Origin of the sequence: Brevibacillus sp. NPDC058079 (assembly GCF_042885155.1) — a bacterium.
Lineage (GTDB): Bacteria > Bacillota > Bacilli > Brevibacillales > Brevibacillaceae > Brevibacillus.
Window position 1 is genome coordinate 48209 of the sequence record NZ_JBHVSO010000001.1, and the last position, 19546, is coordinate 67754.

Below are 19546 nucleotides of genomic sequence, written 5' to 3' on the forward strand. Positions count from 1 at the left end.
CTGTATGTAGCCAGTGGATTTACGGTTTTGATTGCTTCAATTCGGCAGCATGCTCAATTCCACACATGATTAAATGACGGACATGATCATCATCGAGTGAGTAATAGACGAGCTTGCCGTTTTTGCGGTAGCGGGCGAGACCCATATTTTTTAGCAACCGCAGATGGTGAGAGGTATTGGGGATCGAGCTATTGATGGTTGCAGCGACATCACAAACGCATAGCTCTCCTTCTAGTGCCAGCGCGTAAATGATTTTTGCTCGCGTATCGTCTGCGAGAGCCTTGAAGAGAGGGGCCACACCTTCCGTCTCCATCATTCTGGGCCGAAGCCTGTTTACTTTTTCTTCATCGATCGTCTGTACTTCACAAACCTCTAGATCAGTGGGAATGCGCTGAATGTCTTCGCTCACTTCATTCACCCCGAACGGTTCCATTTTTCACCATTATAAGACGGATACAGGGGGAAGGGAAGGCTGTACAACCTGTTCATCTTGCAAAAAAAAAGTAAAAGGATAAGAAGGAAATATAGATGCCTTTATATAAATAGGAATGATACCTATTTGCAAATAGAGAGGAGAGAACTCCCACTTGATTCTGAAGATCCGCCAATTCCTGGTTGAAATAATCGGGGCGCTCCTGCTTGGACTAAGTGTCGTTTGGTTAACCATGGGTAGAGAAAGCAGCTTGTTTTCCGGTTGGAGCATAGAGTGGTCCCCTTTGTGGCTTGATGTGAAAACCTTTTTCCTTAGTATTTGGTTGGAAGCAATCCCGTTTGTCCTCTTGGGTGTATTTTTTTCTGCATTTATCCAGACGTTTGTGACAGAAGAGCAGGTGAGGCGCTGGACACCGAAGCATCCACTCGTGGCCCTACCGTTTGCTGGGTTACTCGGGTTTTTGTTCCCTGTATGTGAATGTGCCATTATCCCTGTGGTTCGTCGCTTGATCCAAAAAGGGATGCCGCTTTCAGTTGGTATTGTTTTCTTATTGGCGGGACCGATTGTGAATCCCGTAGTTTTGTCATCGACCTATGTGGCTTTCGCCCGGCAGCCGGAAATGGCTCTCTACCGGGGCATTGCGGGATTTATTGTTGCCCTCATTGTGGGTATGCTTGTCTTCCTGTTTGTCAAAAAAAATCCGATACGGCTCGGCATGGAATCGCAAATCAGTCATGAAGCCGAACATGTAAAAGCGACGAGTGGAAAGCTTTCCTCGACATTTGCCCACGCGGTGGACGAATTTTTTGATATGGGGAAATATTTGTTGTTTGGTTCGTTTATCAGCGCGCTTCTACAGGTGTACATCAGCCGGGATACGCTCATGGACATTGGTCAAACACCGCTCACCTCTAATTTGGTCATGATGGGGATGGCGTATTTGTTTTCGCTTTGTTCAGAGGCAGATGCGTTTATCGCTGCTTCCTTTGCCAATACGTTCTCAAGCAGCTCGTTGCTTGCATTTCTGATTTTCGGTCCCATGCTCGATTTAAAAACAACGTTGATGCTATTTGGAACGTTTCGCTTTGGTTTTGTTGTCAAGCTGGTCGTAGTTATTACGCTTTTGGTAATTTGTGTAACCATGCTTATACCGATGTAAGGAGGAGAATATGGATCAGAACAAATTGAAGCGTCATCATGTCATGCGCAGTTTGATATTGGCGGGCATTACAGCGTTGTTGGCCTATTTGATCCTGTCGGAAACGCTCAGTCACTATCTCGCACCACGATTACACATGTTCAGCTATGTCACGCTCGTCATCCTGGCTCTGTTGACAATTGTCAGCATACGGCAAATTTTTGTAGGCAGTAGTGTTTACGATTGCGATTGTGAGGAGCAGCACAAAGTTCCGCGTACACCCATCGGCTCCCTTTTGGTTTATGGCTTGTTTGTGCTCCCAATTGTGATGGGATTTGTCATGCCGGATAAAATTCTTGGCAGTGATGTAGCTGAGAAGCGGGGAATCACGCTTCTCAGCAATGATGTACGAAAGCTGGCGGATGTTACGGCGAACGCGAATGCGAACGTGAATGCAACAGAGAATGTGAAGCAGACAGCAGAGGTAAAAGAAGATGCCGTGCCAAGCGTGGAACCACAGCCAGAGGCTACCAATCAAGTAGCAACACCCCCGGTACAAGCGACAAACGACGAACAATTGCGGCAGCGATTCTCGAACGGGGGATTTGGTGACTTTTACACAGATATCGCCGTCTTTTTACATAAACAGCCAGTGATTGAACTGAATGACAAAGTGTTCTTGGACGGACTCACCACAATGGAGCTATATGCAAAAGAATTTGCTGGGAAAGAGCTTGAGACGATGGGATTTGTTTATCGGCAGCCTGATTTTACGAAGCAGCAGTTTGTCGTAGCGCGTTTTTCCGTCACCTGCTGTACAGCAGATTCCAGTGTTTATGGCGTTTTGGTGGAAAAAGAGGACGCGAACAAATGGGCAAAAGATAGCTGGGTAAAAGTTCGCGGAAAGCTCGAGCTGCGTCAGGTAGATGGATACGACATGCTTGTTCTCCAAGCATCTCAGGTAGAAGCCGTTGCCGCACCGAAAGATCCTTATGTGTACTATAGCTTTGAAGCAGCACCAGACAGTTAAATGCGGGGGAAAACGAAATGATCGTGCGACTAGATTTACAGGAAGAACAAACGGTACAAAAACTTTGGAACATGCAGCAAAGAGCGTATCGTGTAGAGGCGGAGTTAATTGGAACGGAAGATATTCCACCCCTGCGAGAATCAGTAGAACAACTGAGGACTTGTGGAGAAACGTTTTTTGGCTACATAGAGGAAGGCGAGCTGGCAGGGGCGGTTTCTTTTTTGATCGAGGGACAAACGTTGGATATTCATCGGATGATTGTGGATCCTGTTCATTTTCGCAAGGGAATCGCGAGTCAATTACTTGCCTCTGTCCACGAGCATGGCTGCAGCAAGATCATCGTTGCTACTGGTTCCTTGAATGAACCGGCTGTTCGCTTGTATGAAAGACATGGATTTACCTTGACGGATCAAAAAGAAGTGAAGCCCGGTCTGAGGCTGTCTTTTTTCGAGAAAACGATTTATCCATCTTAAAGCGAAAGCCCACCCAAATAGTTGGGGAGGGATATAGTTGCACAAAATAACCCGGAGGACGGGCACTTTTTCAAGTGTCTGTTTCCGGGTTTTCATTCTTATGAAAGCATATTCTTACTTGGTATCATCTGTTTCTTTCTGTTGGTCTTCATAAAACCAGAGAGGATCATCGCAATCCTCATCACCATTGTAATTGATTAAGATTTCTTCACCCGCTTGAATGTCCGTATAGGCATAAAAATCAAACGTGTGGTTGTCGAAGTTAATCTCATACGTGGCATTTGGCGTGTAGGAGTGATTAAATAGCATGCCATACCCTAACAAGAAGGCTGTGTGATTGGCACCGTACTCAAATGCATAATCCGCGAGTAAGGTTTTCTCAATATGCTCATGCTCTTCGTTCAAATAGGGCAGCACGGGCGCTTCATGAATCAGATCGCCTTTTCGGATATCTTGTGTTGCAAATACACCTCTATTTAATTCTCCATTGCTTAGTTTGGAGGTCTTGACTTCGATCATGCGGATCACCTGCATTTCTTATGTCTGTGGAAAACGTATCTTTTTAAGGATGACAGTTGATCGAGCAGAAAGCAATGTTTTTTATTTTAAAACCAAATGATGGCGAACGGCATAAGCAGCGAGTTGGACGCGATTAGCCAATTGCAGCTTTTCAAGAATGTTTTTTAAGTGGTTTTTCACCGTGTTTTCTGCGATGATCAGCGCTTCGCTTATTTCCCGATTCGTTTTTCCGGCTCCCACGTACATGACAATCTCTCGCTCTCGCGGGGTCAGAACATCTGGTACCATTTCATCTGTAGCCTCTTCTTGACGGAAGCGGTACATGAGCCGAGTTGCCATTTCGCGAGTCAATTCACTGTCCTCGCCGAGCAAGGCATGCAAGTAGTTAATCCAGTCGTCAGGCTCTAAATTTTTCAGCAAGTATCCTTGGGCGCCGAACTGAATGGCCGTGATCAGGTCAGCAACGTCATCGGAGACGCTGAGAATGACAACCTTGATGTGCGGGTATGCTTTTTTGACCTCGCGGGTCGCTTCGAGTCCGCTCCATTTCGGCATGTTGATGTCCATGAGCACAAGGTCCGGTTGTATTTGTCCGCATAAGAGAAAAGCTTCCTCGCCATTTTGCGCTTCTCCGATGACTTCAAAAGAGGGATCGGGATCAAGCAGGCTGCGAATGGCCATACGAGCCATCGGGTGGTCGTCGGCGATCAATACACGGTAAGCGTTCATAGGGTTTTTCCTCCTGAATGAGAAGATAAGCGGATGATCGTACCGCCTGCCGGTCGTAACTGAATGTCGATGGAGGCGTTCAACTGGCGTGCTCGCTCGCGCATCATGGACAAACCGTATTTTTTCGCATCGGGAGAAGGGTTGGAAATCCCAATGCCATCGTCCTCAACGGCGAGAACCCAGCCAGTTGTTTCATCCGTCGTGAGGTGAATCCACGAATGCTTGGCCTGAGAATGCTTGCGAATATTGGCAAAAGCTTCTTGGATAATCCCGAACAGTTGTACTTCTGAGGTGGCAGTAAAAAAGCCATCTTTGACATGCAATTCGCTAACAACGTCGATTCCAGATAAAGCGCTCCATTGCGCCAGCCATTTCTCAAGGCGTTGATCCAGACTGCCTTCTTCTGGCAATGAGCGCAAGTTAAAAATGGCTTGGCGTACATGATTGTCGATGGCAGAAACAGCGACCCGTGCATCGTCCAAGTGTCCCTGCTTCAGCTTTACGTTGAGGAAGAACAGAGACTGCGCAATCCCGTCGTGTAATTCGCGGGCAAGGCGTTCACGTTCTTCATAAACAGCGCGACGAGCTTGTTCCTCGACAATTCGTGCATTCATTTGTTTAAGCGTGTGAAACATCCAGGTAGCGAATAAAAAAGAGAGAAAGAGCGTCAAGAGGGTAATGTACACATTCCCGGCTTCCATAGACATATAGGGCAGCAGAAAGTCGTGACGGATGAATTCAAAACCCCCGATGATGATGGTTGGAATCAAAAAGGTCAACCAATAAAAAATACGATAGGACATGCAGATGCCTCCTTGCATGACTGCTGGCAAACATTCCTTTAGTATACCGAATGGGACGAGCGGATGGTATACTCAGGTGAGAAAAGGTGGAAAGCAGGAGGGAATATCATGAGCACGATTGCGAAAGCATTGACGATAGCGGGTTCAGATAGCGGTGGGGGAGCTGGGATTCAGGCGGATCTGAAAACCTTTCATCAACTCGGTGTGTACGGAATGAGTGCGATCACAGCAATCACTGCACAAAATACATTAGGCGTAGCAGGAGTTTATCCGTTGCCGACAGAGGCAGTTGCACAGCAAATGCATGAGGTGCTACGTGATCTAGGCGCTGACGCGGCGAAAACGGGAATGCTATTTAACGCTGATATCATTCGTGCTGTTGCGGAAGAGGTAAAAGCATTTGGCCTGAAAAAGCTGGTGGTAGACCCAGTGATGATTGCCAAGGGAGGTTCAAAACTCCTGCTGGATGAGGCGATCGTTGCCTTGAAAACAGAGTTGCTGCCTCTTGCAGAAGTCGTCACACCTAACTTGCCGGAAGCAGAATGCTTGACTGGCATGAGAATCGAGACGACAGACGAGATGCGCGAAGGGGCGAAAGCGATACATGCGTTAGGCGCTCGCAATGTCCTGATGAAGGGGGGACATATGCAAGGGGACGTTGTCGTGGACATTTTGTTCGATGGTACGGCATTCCATGAATTGTCCCATGAGCGTATTCATACACGTCATACGCACGGCACGGGTTGTACGTTCTCAGCGGCTCTCACAGCAGAGTTAGCAAAAAATACACCGCTCATCACTGCGGTTGAAAAAGCGAATCGTTTTATCTTCGAAGCTATTAAGACAGCTCCGCAATTGGGTGGCGGGCATGGGCCGACCAATCACTGGGCGGTTGTAGACTAAGGTTATCAAATTAAGAATGCCCCACAGCGATGCCGTACAAGCAACCGCTGAAGGGGCATTTTTTATTTAACTTCAATAGAAAAAGTACCTTGAAGTCGTTCAGGATAGCTGGACAGAGGAAAGGAATAGGAAGTCGGCTTACCTATGTTTGTTTTTCGCTTGAATAGCATGGAATAGTTTTGAATGGATTCATCTTTCGTTGCAGATGAAGAACTCCCTTGCACATAATCATATTCATTTCCTAGGTCGTCCGTTATGTTATATCCAAGAGAGATATGAGAGTGATTATCTTGGGGCGGCACCTTTAAAGAGAAGTCCATACCCACGACATCATCGACTTGACGCAGCGCCGTTAGTTTCAGGCGATCATCCGGTACTTTTGTGAGTGTACCTGTCTTCGCATCAATCACGATTTGCAATTGATCTTTGTCTAAAGCACGAATGCCATCTGTTTTCAGGTAGAGCTTTTCGGGTTCCACAAAATAGATGCTCTCCAGATGATATATCCTTCCGTTTTCTCCGTTGTCACGAACAGGAACACCATTCCCCCAAAAAGCGAACGTTTGCCCTTTTTCATCCTCAAGTCTTAGCTTATCGAAGTCAAAGACATGTTTTTTATTGGCTGGGTCAAATCGGATACTCACTTCTGTCTGTGTAGGAAATACTGCAATTTGTTCAATCGTAAACCGTTGTCCGTCAACTGTTACTTCCTTCATCACCGGATACACTTTTTTCTCAAGAGTCTTGTACTTGCTTTTGTCGACCGCAAAGTCAATCGATAAAGGAGTCTCTTGTTTGATATGATCGATTTCCAGCGTGACCTTTGCTGTCATTGCATCCGGTATTACGGTTGCTTCGTTGATGATAATGTCGAGACGGTTTTGATTCACAAGGTCTTCGTTGCCCATGTTTGACCAAGAAACACCATACTCCCATTCCTTTCCTGTTTGGTCTAACAACTCGATCTTGTCCAGGGCTACTTTTTTATCAGTAAAAGGATGCTTTAGTGTATAGAAGAGGACCATCCGTTTTTCGTCGGCCAAAACTTGATCGATGGTAAACGTCACATCTCCCGTTGAACCACTGGCGCCAATATTTTGGACAAGATTGTGTTCTGCTGCCTTTTGCAAGCCTTTATCATCCCGAAGAAACTCAACGATCTTCTCCATCCCGGGAATGGAGCTGACATAAGCAGCAACAGCAGGTGAAAGTCGAACGGAAAAAATAAACACGAAAATGAACAAACAAGCAACCAGACTAGAACCAACGCGTACCCACCGATTGCGGCTCCGATTTTGACGCAGCTCTTTTGCTTGTTCCATCCCTCTTCGAATGTATTGATCAATCTCAGCGGGAACCATAAATGGACTCGCATTCTTTTTTTCATTATCACACATGCAGCTCACCAGCCTTTCCCGAGATCTTTGCGGAGTGCACCCAAAGCCTTGTGCAGCCATGTCTTGATGGTGCCTTCCGGATGACCGAGTACCTCTGCAATATCGCGTATCGTCCGATCTTCAAAATATTTCAAAATAATGATGTGGCGATAATTCGGACTGAGACGAGCGAGAGCCTCTTCGATTTGAATACGCTCGACATTTTGGTCGTCTATAGGAATACTTTCACGACTTTCGATGTCATCCTCCATGGGATCCAAGATGATCCGTTTTCGGCGCTTTTGCTCATCCAGACAAATATGAATAAGGATGCGAGTCAGCCATGTACGAAAATACGCAGGCTGTTTCAATCGTGCCAGCTTGAGATAGGAACGGCACGTCGCTTCCTGAATGGCTTCCAATGCATCTGTCTCGTTACGAAGAAAGGCGTAAGCGATTTTATACAGTTGTTCTTTATGAAGGCTGACGAGTTGAAAAAAGGCATCATCATCCCCATCTTTTGCGTACGAAACGAGCTGTTCCAGATTCACTTTTCCCCCTCCTCTAGCATTAGACGGCGCAGGTGCCAAAATGGTTTTCATAAATTGTCAGCCAAGCTGTTTTTTTTGAACCAATCACCTGTCCACTGCTTACTGTAAAAGAAAGAAGTGTGTAAGGATGGGGTGCAGGTGCATGTGGATCAAATGGGTTACGATTCATGAATCGTATGGCCTTCCGCGGATTGCTCAGGAATGTCGGCATTATTTAGAAATGAAAGGAATTCGAGTCAGGCTTTTGTCCAGACAGACCAAAAAAGCAGGACATGTCTATACACTGCAAGTACCACTAGCTCAACAGGAGCAAGCAAAGGCGCTGCTACGCGATTTTAAGAACACCCTGAAATAACGGACACAGCCATACTTCCCCTTACGTCCAGTCAAATGGCACGGGCATACTAGGTGAAGGGGGAATGATAGCTATGGGAACGACCCTGTTGGAAAGACCTGAAAAGAAGGAACAGAAAGGCAGCAAGCTATTTGTTCCGGATTATATTTTCGTCGAACCAAATGCACTGAATTATCCACTTGGCCAAGAGCTGTATCGCCGTTTTCAAACGGAAGGGATTCCAATGCAGATGACGACCAGTCATAATCAGGTCCGTGGCATCCCTGGAGATACAGAAGTGGAGAAATATCGCAATGCGAAGCGGACGTTGGTCATTGGTGTACGCAAAACATTGAAGTTCGAGACCTCCAAGCCTTCCGCAGAATATGCCATTCCACTGGCAACGGGATGTGCTGCCCACTGTCACTATTGCTATTTGAACACAAATATCGGGACAAAGCCGTATGTTCGGGTGTATGTCAATACAGATGAGATTCTTGCTCAGGCCGAGAAGTATATCCAAGAACGCCCGGGAGAGATCACTCGTTTTGAGGCAGCCTGTACATCCGATCCGGTTAGCATTGAGCATCTTACGGGCAATCTGAAACGAGCGATTGAGTTTATGGGCCAACAGGAGTTTGGGCGGTTGCGGTTCGTGACTAAGTTTCATCACGTGGACTCCTTGCTAGATGCTAAGCACAACAAGCATACCCGATTTCGCTTCAGCATGAATGCCGACTATGTCATCAAAAATTTTGAGCCAGGCACCTCCAGCTTTCATCAGCGACTGGAGGCCGCAGGGAAGGTAGCCAAGGCCGGTTATCCGCTCGGCTTTATTTTAGCGCCTTTATATTGGTTTGACGGATGGGAAGCGGGGTATACCGATTTGCTGGAAAGGCTCCGTTCGCAGTTGGTTCCCGAAGCGATGGAGGATTTGACGTTCGAGCTGATTCAGCATCGTTTTACCAAGATCGCTAAAAACTTAATCCTCCAGCGTTATCCGAAAACGAAGTTGGAGATGAAGGAAGAAGAGCGCAAGTACAAATGGGGGAAATACGGGAAAGGCAAGTATGTCTATCCCGACATCCAAGCAAAGGCGTTGCAGGCCCATTTGGAAAGTGAAATTGCCCGACTATTTCCACAGGCTCGCGTTGAATATTTTACGTAAGAACCAGACTGCTCTTGATGAAGAGCAGTTTTTCTTTTAGAAAAATGAATACCAAATGATACCAAACGACAGGATGCGAATGTTTTCGACAAACGTTTACATACGTGCTAGAATATGGAGTGCTCTCATTTTCTTGAAAGGAATCGAAGCATACATGAAGTCCATATTGATTACCGTTGAGGGACCTATTGGTATTGGGAAAACCTCTTTATCGCGGGAACTAAGCCGCGCATGCAACTTGCAGCTACTGGAAGAGATCGTCTACGAAAATCCGTTCCTGGGTAAATTTTATGAAAATATTGCCGAATGGAGCTTTCAACTCGAGATGTTTTTCCTCTGCAACCGTTACAAGCAGTTGCAGGATATTCATTCTCAGTTCCTGAATCAAGGTATTTCCGTTGTTTCTGATTACAATATTTTCAAAAATACGATTTTTGCCAAACGGACGTTACAAGGAGATAACCTGCCAAAGTACCTCAAAATTTATGATATCCTAACAGAGGATTTGCCTCAGGCCCATTTGGTGATCTACATGACAGCTTCGATTGAGACCGTGATGAAGCGGATTTCGATGCGCGATCGCGAAATGGAGCGCAGCATGGATGTCACCTATATGGAGAACCTGATTGCTGATTATAACGAGTTTATGGAAGCGTTTGAAAAGCATCATCCGGATACGCCTGTCATCAAATTCGACTGTGACGATTTGGATTTCGTACATAGACCAGAAGATTTGAAGGTTGTACTGGATCGAATTGCCCCACGGATCCAAGAGTTGATGGGACAAGAAGATTAGGGAACAAAGGAAAAGTAAGCATGGGGATAAGGAGTTGCGTACATGTCGAGGTTTCAAAACAGCACGCTTCGTGAAAAATACGGGATACCGAACAACGCAGTGATTACGATCGGAGGGACAGTAGGGGTAGGAAAATCCACCTTTACACATGCCTTGGCAGATCAGCTAGGATTTCGTGTATCTGTAGAGAAGGTTGACAATAACCCGTATTTGGGCCGTTACTATAACGATTTATCGCGTTGGGGTTTCCATTTGCAAATTTTCTTTTTGGCAGAACGCTTTAAGGAACAAAAACGGATGTTTGATTATGGCGGCGGTTTTGTCCAAGATCGCTCCATCTATGAGGATACCGGGATTTTTGCCCGCATGCTGTACGAGCAAGGCAACATGACAGAAGAAGATTACCGCACTTATACAGAACTTTTTGAAGCGATGGTCATGACGCCTTACTTCCCGCATCCGGATATTTTGATCTATTTAGAGGGAAGCTTCGATGATATTATTGACCGCGTAAAAGAGCGCGGGCGTCCGATGGAGCAACAAACGCCGGTGGATTACTGGCAGGATTTGTTTGGCCGCTATGATAGCTGGATTGCTTCCTTTACTTCCTGTCCGATTTTGCGGGTCAATATCAACGAATACGATGTTGTGGATGACCCATCTTCGGTAGAGAGCATTATTGCTCGGGCTGCTGAAAAAATTCGGCTTGGACGAGCTACCCGCTTTTCATCATAAAAAAACCTTTACAATAACAGAGCACCCCTACATTTTGCCGGTAAGAGGCGGAAGCAGGGGTGCTTTTCTTTTATTTGGTGCGATATCCTTCCAAGAGAAGAGTCATTGCTGCTGAAATTTCCTCAAGGGACTTTTCATGATCAGACGTCTCCGAAATCCAGAGCACCGCTTCATTCATCGCACCAGACAGCAAATGCGTCAGAGCATCGATGGAAACGGGACGAAGGTATCCTTGCTCCTGCATCGTTTGAAGCTGCTCCCTGAGATGCCTCATGGAGTTTTCCTCGTCCATCCGGCGCCACGTTTCCCACCCGATAACAGAAGGGCCATCGATAAGCAAAATCCGCTTGTTGCGATGTTCGACGGCCGAGGAGACAAAGGCCAAGCAACCCAAGATCAATTGTTGCCAAGGATCCTCACTTTTCGCAGCTTCAGCTTCTACGCGCTCACCGATTTCTTGTTGGACAGAAGCCAGTACTGCCTCAAATAATCCTTCTTTGCTCCCAAAGTTATGGTACAGTGCGCCACGGGTCACCCCGGCTTGCTTTACGATGTCTTCCATAGCGGCATCCGCGTAGCCTTGCCTGGAGAACATCTCTCTTGCTACTTCGATCAATTTTTGCATCGTCTGTTGTTTTTGCTCTGCTTTGGACATCTTCATACGGTACGATCTCCTTACTTATTTCATGCCAGATTATACAGGGTCAACATAACTTTCAGCAAATGCTTCAGAAGGCGGGATTACTGTTATGATATCGAGTAAAATGCCGTTCGGATCGGATGTAATAAAATGCCGCTGACCGAACTCTTCGTCTCTAATGTCGAGATGGAGAGGAAGACCTGCTTTCACAATAAGTCTCTCGTATTCAGCGTCAACATCATCGACTTCGAAATTAAGGATAAGACCACCATCTACTGGCTTTCGGAATCCTTGTGGAATTGTGTTGTGAGAAGGATCTAAGATGGCTAGCTCAAATGCCGGATTGCTGCTCTGATTTTGCAGGCTCACATACCAGTCTGCTTCGAAAACAATTTCAAATCCAAAGTGTTCACGATAAAACTTCGAGCTAGACTCAACTTGTTCTGTCAAGATGACAGGATAAAAGCTGTTCACTTTCATTACGGATCTCTCCCTCACGATTGGATGAGGTTAATTTAACATACATACAGTATGTATGTAAAGCGATTTCTATATTTTTCAACAAAGCTTTTGTACACTTTGCCATATGCAAATCGGCTCCGGATAAACCCCGCTGTGGTATAATAAGAACATCTTGGAATTAAAGGGGCTCAGACATGGCAGAAGAATGGTTTGAACGCAGCTTTCGCGAAGATTATGTGCTTGTGTATCGTCATAGGGACGATTCGGCAGCAGATGGAGAGATCGCTAATCTGTTGGAAAGATTGCCGGTAAAGGACACAGGACGCGTACTTGATCTTTGCTGCGGGAGCGGGCGTCATTCGCGTGCGCTGGCTCGCCGGGGCTATGAAGTAGTTGGTGTGGATTTGTCGCCTGTTCTCTTACAGTTGGCTGAGGAACAAAACACCTATCCACAGCTAAGTTTTGCCCGCTGTGACATGCGCGACATTCCGTTTCACGACGAATTTGATATCGTGGTGAATTTGTTTACCAGCTTTGGTTATTTCTCCACAGATGAAGAAAATGCTAACGTTATTCGTAACATGGCACAAGCACTCAAAACAAAAGGTGAAGTGGTCATCGATTTCTTAAATGCAGCGTACGTCATGGATAATCTCGTGTCGCACTCTACGAAGGAAGTCAGTGGAATGTTGATTAAAGAAGAACGCTGGATCCAGGATGGATTTGTGAAAAAGCGGATACTGATTTCCGACGAGTCTTCGAATGAACCGCGTGAGTATATGGAGCAGGTTCGCTTGTTTTCTGCCCAGCAAATGATTGCAATGCTGACAGAGGCGGGATTCGAAAAAATCCAAGTATTTGGAAATTATCGGTTTGACGAATATGTGGCGCATGAATCACCTCGTATGATTTTTTATGCCGTGAAGCAATAGGGAGCGGATAACCTGTACGTCTCGTGAATATGATGGTGTAACAACCATTCATCGGGTAAAGGGGGCATTGCGAAAATGAGCAAGCTGTCTTTGGAACAGGTCAAATTGTATCTGAGCAAGGTACCTGGCTGGAAGCTGGTAGAAGACCGAATGGCACTATCACGCACGTACCACTGTCGTGACTTTTCCACTGCGGTCAGTTTCGTTAACCGTGTGGCAGAGATGCTTGAGCATGACAATCAGCATGTGGAAATTCATCTGGCAGGGGGAACGGTTACGTTTACGTTAGCCACCCGCGAGGCAAAAGGTTTAACCGGCAAAGATTTTGCGTTAGCCCAGACCATTAGCAAAGTAAGCTAACAGGCAGAAGAGAAATAGCCGCTTCCCACAGCGAAGCGGTATTTCTTTTTGGCTTTTTAAGAGCTACTTTGTTATGATGGGCAGTATGAACCATTTCGGAGGGATTACAAGATGGACATTCAACAACACGAGCAATTGATTCAACTGTTGGCGGAGTATAAAAATCAAAAGGTTTCCGTGGCTTTTACCCAATGGGATACCGATAGCGAAGAAGAGGAAGAGGTAACACAATTTCAAGCTCAGCTCCTCGAAACCAAACTGACTGACAATGAATTTGAGGAAAAAGATCTCCTGCTCGTGTTTACGACAGTAGAGGGCGAAGAAATGGAAATCCTGATGGAAATTCCGGGTGATGAAGTAGATTTGGCTAGCTATGAGGAAGGCCATTTGCGCATTTTTGGAACAGAAGCGGAGATTGTTTTGCAAAAATGAAAACGAAGCGGGCTTTTCGTTATGTAGGCACGCCCGATCCCATGTCTGATAAAGAGGCGTACCACTGCGAAAAATATATAAAGAAAAACAAGCATTCCTTGGTGAGAGCGGGACAATATTTGGTTGATGTAACAGCCCTCCAAGCTTTGTTTCATTTGGACTGTTGGAATTGCAGGACGGTTCATCGTGAGACGTGTTGTGAGGGTGGACAACCATACGCAGTAGAAGAGTGGCAAATTCCAATCATGGAGGGGGAAATCCCCTCTATCTCTGCTGGACTCCAGGATGAGTCTGAACGCAATCATTGGCTTCTTCATGGGGTTTGGGATCGCAATGAGCCTCCAGGAACCATTCGCATGCGGCATGGTAATTGTCTTTTTTATCAAGAAAACAATGGGCGTTACGGCTGTGCGATCCATGCTTATGCCGAACAGGCTGGTCGTGAAGTTGAGCCTCTCAAGCCATTTAGCTGTCAACTGTATCCAATCGATTTGATTGAGACAGGGGAAGGGATCCTGCTAACGGCGGTTACCACCGAAACGTCTTCCTTTTCCAGATGGGGTACGGATTATTTGGAGCAGTTTTACTGTGCCAGTCCGGCCCGCCGAAAGCTTGCCACGCATATAGATGACAAGCTGTTTGCTTTAGACGGCTATCGCCCAGCCTATGAGTGGAATCTCCCTTTGTTACGTTACATTTTGCAAGATGATGCAGAGAGAATAGAAGGCATGCTTGCGACCAGCTATCAATTGGAACGTTAAATGCCTTGTGATATGATGAAGTATGCATCAAGTAGATTGATAAAGGAGCAACAGCGATGAACATCAAGACAACTCAAGAATCTCGTACAATTCAGGCATCACTGGTTCAGCCATCTGATACGAATTACCATGGGACTATTTTTGGTGGTACGATGATGGCTTATATAGATGAGGTAGCTGCAATCGCTGCGATGCGACATTCGCGTCGCCCTGTTGTGACAGCATCGATTGACTCGATTGACTTTCTTGCTCCCGTCAAAATGGGACATTCCATCTGCCTGGAAGCTTTTGTTTCGTCAACAGGCAGAACGTCTATGGAGATTTTCGTAAAAGTCATCTCGGAAAATCTCCAGACCGGCAAGCGCATTTTGACCGCGACATCTTTTCTCACCTTTGTTGCCCTAGATGAGGAAGGGAATCCGACTGATGTGCCAGCTATTGCCCCTGAAACAGAGGAAGAAGAGAGATTGATGGCAACTGCGGATGAGCGCAAGAAAATGCGCAAGGAACGAAAAGGGAATCTGCAAGATTTTGTGAGCCAATTGAACATCGAGAAAAGCATATAATTTTTTTTAGTCTACACCCTGAGCGAACATTCGTTCAGGGGATTCTCGTTTATCCATGATGAGGAGGAATCGGGCAATGAAGTACCGCAGATTAGGAAAAACCGACTTGAACGTATCCGTAATCGGTGTAGGTACCTGGCAATTTGGCGGGGAGTGGGGAATGGATTTCTCGCAAGAAGCTGTTGACCAGATTCTCGACAAAGCAAAGGATCTCGGGATCAACTTGATTGATACAGCGGAATGCTACGGAGATCATCTGTCCGAACAGCTTATCGGAGGATATTTGAAAAAAAGCCGCCGGGAAGACTGGATTGTGGCGACGAAATTCGGGCATCATTTTCATGACAAATTTTCTCGAACCAATCATTACGGAGCAGCTGAAGTTCAGCAACAATTGGAAAAATCGCTGGAAGCCTTGCAGACCGACTATATTGACTTGTACCAATTCCACTCGGGACCTGACGAGGCTTTTGACAATGATGACTTGTGGACTTACCTCGACAAACAGGTGCAAGCAGGAACGATCCGTCATCTCGGCCTCTCGATTGCGAAAAATGACAACATGCATCAAACATCCGCCGCTACTTCGGTGAATGCAAAGGCAATCCAAGTGGTGTACAATCGTTTGGATCAAAAGCCGGAAGAAGGTGTTTTTGCTTCTTGCCAGCAGCAAGATCTGGGTGTGTTGGCCCGCGTTCCGCTGGCGAGTGGTTATTTGAGCGGAAAGTATAAGCCGGGTTCTGTATTCGGTGGAAACGATGTGCGACACCGACACGATCAGGAGCATGTCAACAAGCTGCTGCTCCAAGTAGAAGAAATCAAGAAAAATGAAGTTCCAGAAGGAATGGATATGGCGCAGTGGGCATTGGCGTGGTGCCTCATGCATCCGGCTGTTACGACCGTGATCCCAGGCAGCAAGAGCCCAGCGCAGGTAGAGGCAAATGCCAAGGCAGCTGACTATGTGAGCGATGAGCATCCACAAGCGACGTCGAATTAAAGAGGATACGTGCCATGACAACTTCCAAAAAAACGGTAAGAACTTGCGCGAATGGTCATCCATACATGAAAAGCAGTGATTGTCCGACTTGTCCAATCTGTGAGCAAGAACGCAAACCGGACACGGGATTTCTTTCTCTGCTCTCGGCACCAGCAAGAAGGGCATTGGAACACAATGGGATCACTTCCTTGGAACAGCTCGCAACCTACAGCGAAAAAGAGATCCTGAAATATCATGGGATGGGGCCCGCATCTATGCCGAAACTTCGGACTGCATTGAAGGAAAAGGGATTGTCATTTAAGAGCGAATGATTGGGCACAGCGAATAAAAAAGGAGGAGCCGCGATAGGACAACGGCTTCTCCTTTTTCTTTTAATCCAAAAAGCGGGATCTGATCTGCGGGGTAGGAAGCATGCATTGTTCAGCTTTGCCCATCCACCGATAGCGATTTCTCGCGACCCAATCATAAATCGGATTGCGGACAGGTCTAGGGATGAGCCGAGCTACGTTTGACAACAGAGGCCATCCACCTTGAAGCTTGCGACCAACGTGCAAGATCGCATCCGATTTTGTATATAGCTGTCCGTTGGCGATAAAGACCACGGATGACAAGTCTTTTTCCTGATACTTGTAATGAGACAAAATTTCCTGTGCTCTCTCTGACTGTAAGGATGCAAAGTGAATGTGCCCATGCGGATCACGCTTCAAAATAAACTGTACAGCACCGTGGCACAGATGACAAACCCCATCAAACAGTAACAGGTACTCAGGATGGTCCAGTTCTCTGCCTGCTTTCATGAGACAGCCCTCCATACTTCAAGTGTTTTGCTCTAAATGCTTATCCTTAGCTCCATCATAACAGAGAAAGACAATGGTTCCTATACACGAACGATTATTCTGTCACAAACGCGAGAGTCCCTTGCTGGATCAGCTCTTCTGCCTTTACGAGATCAGGATGCATTTCGCGGTCTTCATACAGGCGGGGAATCACCCGGCGCAACTGCTCATAGGCTCGCGCTGTACCTGTCCCGAGATCTCCCGAGCCAAAATCGATAGCTTGTGCTGCTGCCAAATATTCAATGGCAAGCACCTTGGTGACATTCGATACGATCGTGCGAAGCTTGCGAGCAGAAGTCGTTCCCATGCTGACATGGTCCTCCTGATTGGCAGATGACGGAATCGAATCGACCGACGCGGGATGGCAGAGCACTTTGTTTTCAGAAACAATGGAAGCGGCTACATATTGCGTAATCATAAATCCAGAATGGAGTCCGCCATTTTCGGTTAAGAATCCGGGTAGACCACTTAGCTGTGGGTTGACGAGACGTTCTGTGCGTCTTTCGGAAATATTTGCCAGCTCAGCTATGGCAATGGCAAGAAAATCAGCTGCGAATGCCATTGGCTGACCATGGAAATTCCCGCCGGAGATGACGTCGCCTGTTTCTGTGAAAAGAATAGGGTTATCGGTGACGCTATTGCATTCGCGTGTTACCGTAGTCCATACATACTCCAGCGTATCACGAGTTGCACCATGCACTTGCGGGAGGCAACGAAGGCTGTATGGATCTTGGACGCGTAGCTCACCCTGCGCAGTTGTACGTTTGCTGCCGGATAAGTGCTGGAGCAAGCGCTTCGCTGACTCCTGCTGTCCTGGATGCGGGCGGACGAGATGGAGTTGGGGATCAAAGGCTTTTGGAATTCCACGCAGCGCTTCAATCGTCATCGCCGCAATCAATTCAGCGCTTTCAAGCAGAACTCGCGAATCATACAAGGCGAGGCAAAGCTGTGCAGTCATCGCCTGTGTACCGTTAATCAGAGCCAGACCTTCTTTAGCCTCCAGTCGAATAGGGGAAAGCCCTACTTCATTCAGTGCTTCTTTTCCGGATAGCCGCTTGCCATTGACGAACGCTTCACCTTTACCGAGCATGACCAGTACCATATGAGCGAGAGGGGCCAGGTCGCCGCTTGCACCAAGGGAACCTTGTTGAGGAATAATCGGATGAACCCCTCGATTGCATAGTTCTACAAGCTGAAGCAATGTTTCTTCTCGTATTCCCGAATAACCCTTTGCCAATGCATTGATGCGCAAAGCCATCATCGCACGGACAACTTCAACGGCATAAGGGTCGCCCATCCCGCAAGCATGACTCATAATCAAATTTTCTTGTAGCTTGCTTACGTTCTCGTCGTGGATCATGACATCGGAGAATTTTCCGAAGCCAGTGGTGATTCCGTATACGACTTCCTGCTGCGATACCATTCGCTCCACCATGGCACGTGAAGCACGAATACGATGCAATGCTTCTTCGGTCAATTGGACGTGGGTGGCGCTTCTTGCAATGGAAACAACATCTTCGATACGCAATTGATCCCCATCTACTTTTACAACGTTTACTTGCTGATTCATCTGTAATTTCCTCCTTTAGCAGAGCAGAGAACGAAAAGAGCGAGGGGTTAGGACATCATATCCTAACCCCTCGCTCGAGAGCATGTATGTGATTGGATGAAAACGTGTAAGCCTGCATTTGTCGCGGCATACGTTCTTCCTCACTTTCGTTCATGTGCAACTGTCTGATTATTTTAGCTATTGTTATCATTGTATCAAATGCCTACGTGCAGTCAAGATGATCTTGTCACGGCGGCTTCCCTAGAGAGCAAAAAACGGGCTTAGTCCATTTTTTCAAACTGGGCGAGAGTCGTCTCTCGAGTTGGATAAATGTCATACCATGTACTGTGTTATTTCATCCGAAAGGACGTGTAGAATTCCGTGGAAAAGCGACGTAAGATGCCGCCTATGCCTACCGCACTCCCAAGGCGTCCTAAAGAAATGCCGAAACCGCCTTCTTCAGCGATGCCATTGCCGTCTCCATCGATGCCGTCACCTATGAAGCCTTCTCCTGAAAAGCCCAAGTCGGAAAGTCCAATCAATCCGAATCATTCTATTCCTGCTCGCCCAATGCCGCAAAAACCGATCATGCCAGCTCCCAATTTGGCTAACCCGAACGTGCCAAACGTAATGCCGCCAAATCGGATGCCAGCGAATCCCATGCCACCAAATCTCAAGCCGTCCAATCCAATGCCTCCAAATCCGATGCCACCAAACCTCAAACCGTCGAATCCAATGCCAATGCCACCGAACCGGATGCCCGCAAACCCTATGCCTAACACTTTACCGAATGTAAGGCCAAATGAGAGCCCAAACATGATGCCAAATGTAAGACCCAATGTGCGACCAAACGTGCGACCAAACGTGCGACCGAATGAAAGTCCAAACATGAGACCAAATGTCAGACCGAACGTAAGGCCAAACGAAAGTCCAAACATGAGGCCAAATGTAAGGCCGAATGTCAGACCAAATGTCAGACCAAATGTCAGACCAAATGTGCGGCCGAATGAAAGTCCAAACATG

Annotated in this window: 27 protein-coding genes; 15 read left to right on the forward strand and 12 right to left on the reverse strand. The window is 46.8% G+C overall.

The genetic code is table 11. The annotated features are described in order from the left end of the window. Positions 1 to 19: 19 nt before the first annotated feature. Positions 20 to 409, reverse strand: coding sequence for an ArsR/SmtB family transcription factor (locus ACFVS2_RS00235; protein ID WP_047069462.1), 390 nt, complete (start codon positions 407 to 409; stop codon positions 20 to 22). Positions 410 to 587: 178 nt separating this feature from the next. On the opposite strand from ACFVS2_RS00235, the gene ACFVS2_RS00240 reads away from it, so the two are divergent. From ACFVS2_RS00240 to ACFVS2_RS00250, 3 genes are read left to right on the forward strand one after another with little or no spacing between them, the layout of a single operon-like run. Then, positions 588 to 1592: a permease gene (locus ACFVS2_RS00240; RefSeq protein WP_390229621.1), complete on the forward strand. Its 1005-nt coding sequence runs from the start codon at positions 588 to 590 to the stop codon at positions 1590 to 1592. A gap of 10 nt (positions 1593 to 1602) precedes the next feature. Then, positions 1603 to 2601, forward strand: a complete 999-nt coding sequence (locus ACFVS2_RS00245) for a TIGR03943 family putative permease subunit (RefSeq protein WP_390229623.1) — start codon at positions 1603 to 1605, stop codon at positions 2599 to 2601. Between the two features lie 17 nt (positions 2602 to 2618). Beyond that, a complete protein-coding gene (locus ACFVS2_RS00250) occupies positions 2619 to 3074 on the forward strand; it encodes a GNAT family N-acetyltransferase (RefSeq protein WP_390229626.1) in 456 nt (151 codons plus the stop codon). 114 nt (positions 3075 to 3188) lie between these two features. Here the strand turns inward: ACFVS2_RS00250 and ACFVS2_RS00255 are convergent, their stop codons facing one another. From ACFVS2_RS00255 to ACFVS2_RS00265, 3 genes are all read right to left on the reverse strand, one after another. After that, on the reverse strand, positions 3189 to 3593 hold the full coding sequence (locus ACFVS2_RS00255; RefSeq protein ID WP_012685826.1) for an SET domain-containing protein: 405 nt from the start codon (positions 3591 to 3593) through the stop codon (positions 3189 to 3191). Positions 3594 to 3674: 81 nt separating this feature from the next. After that, positions 3675 to 4322: a response regulator gene (locus tag ACFVS2_RS00260; protein WP_173620866.1), complete on the reverse strand. Its 648-nt coding sequence runs from the start codon at positions 4320 to 4322 to the stop codon at positions 3675 to 3677. Then, positions 4319 to 5125 carry a sensor histidine kinase gene (locus ACFVS2_RS00265; protein ID WP_173620865.1) on the reverse strand — a complete coding sequence of 269 codons (807 nt, stop codon included), beginning with the start codon at positions 5123 to 5125 and terminating at the stop codon, positions 4319 to 4321. Before ACFVS2_RS00265 ends, ACFVS2_RS00260 begins: the two co-directional genes overlap by 4 nt. Positions 5126 to 5233: 108 nt before the next feature. Here ACFVS2_RS00265 and thiD point away from each other — a divergent pair, with 108 nt between their 5' ends. Then, positions 5234 to 6028 carry a bifunctional hydroxymethylpyrimidine kinase/phosphomethylpyrimidine kinase gene (thiD, locus tag ACFVS2_RS00270; RefSeq protein WP_390229631.1) on the forward strand — a complete coding sequence of 265 codons (795 nt, stop codon included), beginning with the start codon at positions 5234 to 5236 and terminating at the stop codon, positions 6026 to 6028. Between the two features lie 62 nt (positions 6029 to 6090). Here the strand turns inward: thiD and ACFVS2_RS00275 are convergent, their stop codons facing one another. Beyond that, positions 6091 to 7425, reverse strand: a complete 1335-nt coding sequence (locus ACFVS2_RS00275) for a DUF4179 domain-containing protein (RefSeq protein ID WP_390229634.1) — start codon at positions 7423 to 7425, stop codon at positions 6091 to 6093. A 5-nt stretch (positions 7426 to 7430) separates the two neighbouring features. Further along, positions 7431 to 7955, reverse strand: coding sequence for a sigma-70 family RNA polymerase sigma factor (locus ACFVS2_RS00280; RefSeq protein WP_390229637.1), 525 nt, complete (start codon positions 7953 to 7955; stop codon positions 7431 to 7433). A gap of 127 nt (positions 7956 to 8082) precedes the next feature. Here ACFVS2_RS00280 and ACFVS2_RS00285 point away from each other — a divergent pair, with 127 nt between their 5' ends. From ACFVS2_RS00285 to ACFVS2_RS00300, 4 genes are all read left to right on the forward strand, one after another. Further along, on the forward strand, positions 8083 to 8310 hold the full coding sequence (locus tag ACFVS2_RS00285) for a hypothetical protein (RefSeq protein WP_173620861.1): 228 nt from the start codon (positions 8083 to 8085) through the stop codon (positions 8308 to 8310). A gap of 73 nt (positions 8311 to 8383) precedes the next feature. Further along, complete coding sequence (gene splB, locus ACFVS2_RS00290) at positions 8384 to 9457, forward strand: spore photoproduct lyase (protein ID WP_173620860.1); 1074 nt, start codon at positions 8384 to 8386, stop codon at positions 9455 to 9457. Between the two features lie 154 nt (positions 9458 to 9611). Continuing rightward, positions 9612 to 10253 carry a deoxynucleoside kinase gene (locus ACFVS2_RS00295; RefSeq protein WP_390229641.1) on the forward strand — a complete coding sequence of 214 codons (642 nt, stop codon included), beginning with the start codon at positions 9612 to 9614 and terminating at the stop codon, positions 10251 to 10253. 42 nt (positions 10254 to 10295) lie between these two features. Beyond that, positions 10296 to 10988: a deoxynucleoside kinase gene (locus ACFVS2_RS00300; protein WP_007724243.1), complete on the forward strand. Its 693-nt coding sequence runs from the start codon at positions 10296 to 10298 to the stop codon at positions 10986 to 10988. A 70-nt stretch (positions 10989 to 11058) separates the two neighbouring features. On the opposite strand, the gene ACFVS2_RS00305 is transcribed toward ACFVS2_RS00300, so the two are convergent. Then, the gene (locus ACFVS2_RS00305; protein ID WP_007724246.1) at positions 11059 to 11649 is read right to left on the reverse strand and encodes a TetR/AcrR family transcriptional regulator; all 591 of its coding nucleotides are present in this window, start codon (positions 11647 to 11649) and stop codon (positions 11059 to 11061) included. A 33-nt stretch (positions 11650 to 11682) separates the two neighbouring features. Further along, positions 11683 to 12108, reverse strand: a complete 426-nt coding sequence (locus ACFVS2_RS00310; protein ID WP_390229646.1) for a VOC family protein — start codon at positions 12106 to 12108, stop codon at positions 11683 to 11685. Between the two features lie 176 nt (positions 12109 to 12284). Between ACFVS2_RS00310 and ACFVS2_RS00315 the strand changes: the two genes are divergently transcribed. The 7 genes from ACFVS2_RS00315 (at position 12285) to ACFVS2_RS00345 (ending at position 16449) form a co-directional block, all read left to right on the forward strand. Next, on the forward strand, positions 12285 to 13022 hold the full coding sequence (locus ACFVS2_RS00315; RefSeq protein WP_390229649.1) for a class I SAM-dependent methyltransferase: 738 nt from the start codon (positions 12285 to 12287) through the stop codon (positions 13020 to 13022). A 75-nt stretch (positions 13023 to 13097) separates the two neighbouring features. Beyond that, the gene (locus ACFVS2_RS00320; RefSeq protein ID WP_048032351.1) at positions 13098 to 13382 is read left to right on the forward strand and encodes a 4a-hydroxytetrahydrobiopterin dehydratase; all 285 of its coding nucleotides are present in this window, start codon (positions 13098 to 13100) and stop codon (positions 13380 to 13382) included. A 111-nt stretch (positions 13383 to 13493) separates the two neighbouring features. Beyond that, entirely contained in the window at positions 13494 to 13814 is a 321-nt protein-coding gene (locus ACFVS2_RS00325; RefSeq protein WP_173620854.1) for a hypothetical protein, read from the forward strand. Further along, complete coding sequence (locus ACFVS2_RS00330) at positions 13811 to 14575, forward strand: DUF3109 family protein (protein ID WP_390229654.1); 765 nt, start codon at positions 13811 to 13813, stop codon at positions 14573 to 14575. The genes ACFVS2_RS00325 and ACFVS2_RS00330 overlap by 4 nt, the downstream gene beginning before the upstream one ends. A 56-nt stretch (positions 14576 to 14631) precedes the next feature. After that, complete coding sequence (locus ACFVS2_RS00335) at positions 14632 to 15141, forward strand: acyl-CoA thioesterase (RefSeq protein ID WP_390229657.1); 510 nt, start codon at positions 14632 to 14634, stop codon at positions 15139 to 15141. 76 nt (positions 15142 to 15217) lie between these two features. Further along, entirely contained in the window at positions 15218 to 16138 is a 921-nt protein-coding gene (locus tag ACFVS2_RS00340; RefSeq protein WP_173620851.1) for an aldo/keto reductase, read from the forward strand. A 14-nt stretch (positions 16139 to 16152) separates the two neighbouring features. Further along, entirely contained in the window at positions 16153 to 16449 is a 297-nt protein-coding gene (locus tag ACFVS2_RS00345) for an RNA polymerase alpha subunit C-terminal domain-containing protein (protein ID WP_390229660.1), read from the forward strand. A gap of 60 nt (positions 16450 to 16509) precedes the next feature. Here ACFVS2_RS00345 and ACFVS2_RS00350 read toward each other — a convergent pair whose 3' ends face one another. The 4 genes from ACFVS2_RS00350 to ACFVS2_RS00365 form a co-directional block, all read right to left on the reverse strand. Beyond that, a complete protein-coding gene (locus ACFVS2_RS00350) occupies positions 16510 to 16950 on the reverse strand; it encodes a thiol-disulfide oxidoreductase DCC family protein (protein WP_173620849.1) in 441 nt (146 codons plus the stop codon). A 79-nt stretch (positions 16951 to 17029) separates the two neighbouring features. Beyond that, positions 17030 to 18544, reverse strand: coding sequence for a histidine ammonia-lyase (gene hutH / locus ACFVS2_RS00355; protein ID WP_390229664.1), 1515 nt, complete (start codon positions 18542 to 18544; stop codon positions 17030 to 17032). A 329-nt stretch (positions 18545 to 18873) separates the two neighbouring features. Continuing rightward, positions 18874 to 19065, reverse strand: a complete 192-nt coding sequence (locus tag ACFVS2_RS00360) for a hypothetical protein (protein WP_106836660.1) — start codon at positions 19063 to 19065, stop codon at positions 18874 to 18876. A gap of 6 nt (positions 19066 to 19071) precedes the next feature. Beyond that, on the reverse strand, positions 19072 to 19545 hold the full coding sequence (locus tag ACFVS2_RS00365; protein ID WP_390229668.1) for a hypothetical protein: 474 nt from the start codon (positions 19543 to 19545) through the stop codon (positions 19072 to 19074). Position 19546 lies beyond the last annotated feature (1 nt).

Bases quoted from the DNA above. Each gene is read 5' to 3' on its own strand.
- ACFVS2_RS00325 (WP_173620854.1), top strand. From the start codon at position 13,494: ATGGACATTCAACAACACGAGCAATTGATTCAACTGTTGGCGGAGTAT.
- ACFVS2_RS00300 (WP_007724243.1), top strand. From the start codon at position 10,296: ATGTCGAGGTTTCAAAACAGCACGCTTCGTGAAAAATACGGGATACCG.
- ACFVS2_RS00345 (WP_390229660.1), top strand. From the start codon at position 16,153: ATGACAACTTCCAAAAAAACGGTAAGAACTTGCGCGAATGGTCATCCA.
- ACFVS2_RS00260 (WP_173620866.1), bottom strand. From the start codon at position 4,322: ATGAACGCTTACCGTGTATTGATCGCCGACGACCACCCGATGGCTCGT.
- ACFVS2_RS00255 (WP_012685826.1), bottom strand. From the start codon at position 3,593: ATGATCGAAGTCAAGACCTCCAAACTAAGCAATGGAGAATTAAATAGA.
- ACFVS2_RS00320 (WP_048032351.1), top strand. From the start codon at position 13,098: ATGAGCAAGCTGTCTTTGGAACAGGTCAAATTGTATCTGAGCAAGGTA.
- hutH (WP_390229664.1), bottom strand. From the start codon at position 18,544: ATGAATCAGCAAGTAAACGTTGTAAAAGTAGATGGGGATCAATTGCGT.
- ACFVS2_RS00335 (WP_390229657.1), top strand. From the start codon at position 14,632: ATGAACATCAAGACAACTCAAGAATCTCGTACAATTCAGGCATCACTG.
- ACFVS2_RS00245 (WP_390229623.1), top strand. From the start codon at position 1,603: ATGGATCAGAACAAATTGAAGCGTCATCATGTCATGCGCAGTTTGATA.
- ACFVS2_RS00305 (WP_007724246.1), bottom strand. From the start codon at position 11,649: ATGAAGATGTCCAAAGCAGAGCAAAAACAACAGACGATGCAAAAATTG.
- ACFVS2_RS00275 (WP_390229634.1), bottom strand. From the start codon at position 7,425: ATGTGTGATAATGAAAAAAAGAATGCGAGTCCATTTATGGTTCCCGCT.
- ACFVS2_RS00350 (WP_173620849.1), bottom strand. From the start codon at position 16,950: ATGGAGGGCTGTCTCATGAAAGCAGGCAGAGAACTGGACCATCCTGAG.
- ACFVS2_RS00315 (WP_390229649.1), top strand. From the start codon at position 12,285: ATGGCAGAAGAATGGTTTGAACGCAGCTTTCGCGAAGATTATGTGCTT.
- ACFVS2_RS00340 (WP_173620851.1), top strand. From the start codon at position 15,218: ATGAAGTACCGCAGATTAGGAAAAACCGACTTGAACGTATCCGTAATC.
- ACFVS2_RS00310 (WP_390229646.1), bottom strand. From the start codon at position 12,108: ATGAAAGTGAACAGCTTTTATCCTGTCATCTTGACAGAACAAGTTGAG.
- ACFVS2_RS00330 (WP_390229654.1), top strand. From the start codon at position 13,811: ATGAAAACGAAGCGGGCTTTTCGTTATGTAGGCACGCCCGATCCCATG.
- ACFVS2_RS00295 (WP_390229641.1), top strand. From the start codon at position 9,612: ATGAAGTCCATATTGATTACCGTTGAGGGACCTATTGGTATTGGGAAA.
- ACFVS2_RS00365 (WP_390229668.1), bottom strand. From the start codon at position 19,545: ATGTTTGGACTTTCATTCGGCCGCACATTTGGTCTGACATTTGGTCTG.
- thiD (WP_390229631.1), top strand. From the start codon at position 5,234: ATGAGCACGATTGCGAAAGCATTGACGATAGCGGGTTCAGATAGCGGT.
- splB (WP_173620860.1), top strand. From the start codon at position 8,384: ATGGGAACGACCCTGTTGGAAAGACCTGAAAAGAAGGAACAGAAAGGC.
- ACFVS2_RS00285 (WP_173620861.1), top strand. From the start codon at position 8,083: ATGGGGTGCAGGTGCATGTGGATCAAATGGGTTACGATTCATGAATCG.
- ACFVS2_RS00265 (WP_173620865.1), bottom strand. From the start codon at position 5,125: ATGTCCTATCGTATTTTTTATTGGTTGACCTTTTTGATTCCAACCATC.
- ACFVS2_RS00250 (WP_390229626.1), top strand. From the start codon at position 2,619: ATGATCGTGCGACTAGATTTACAGGAAGAACAAACGGTACAAAAACTT.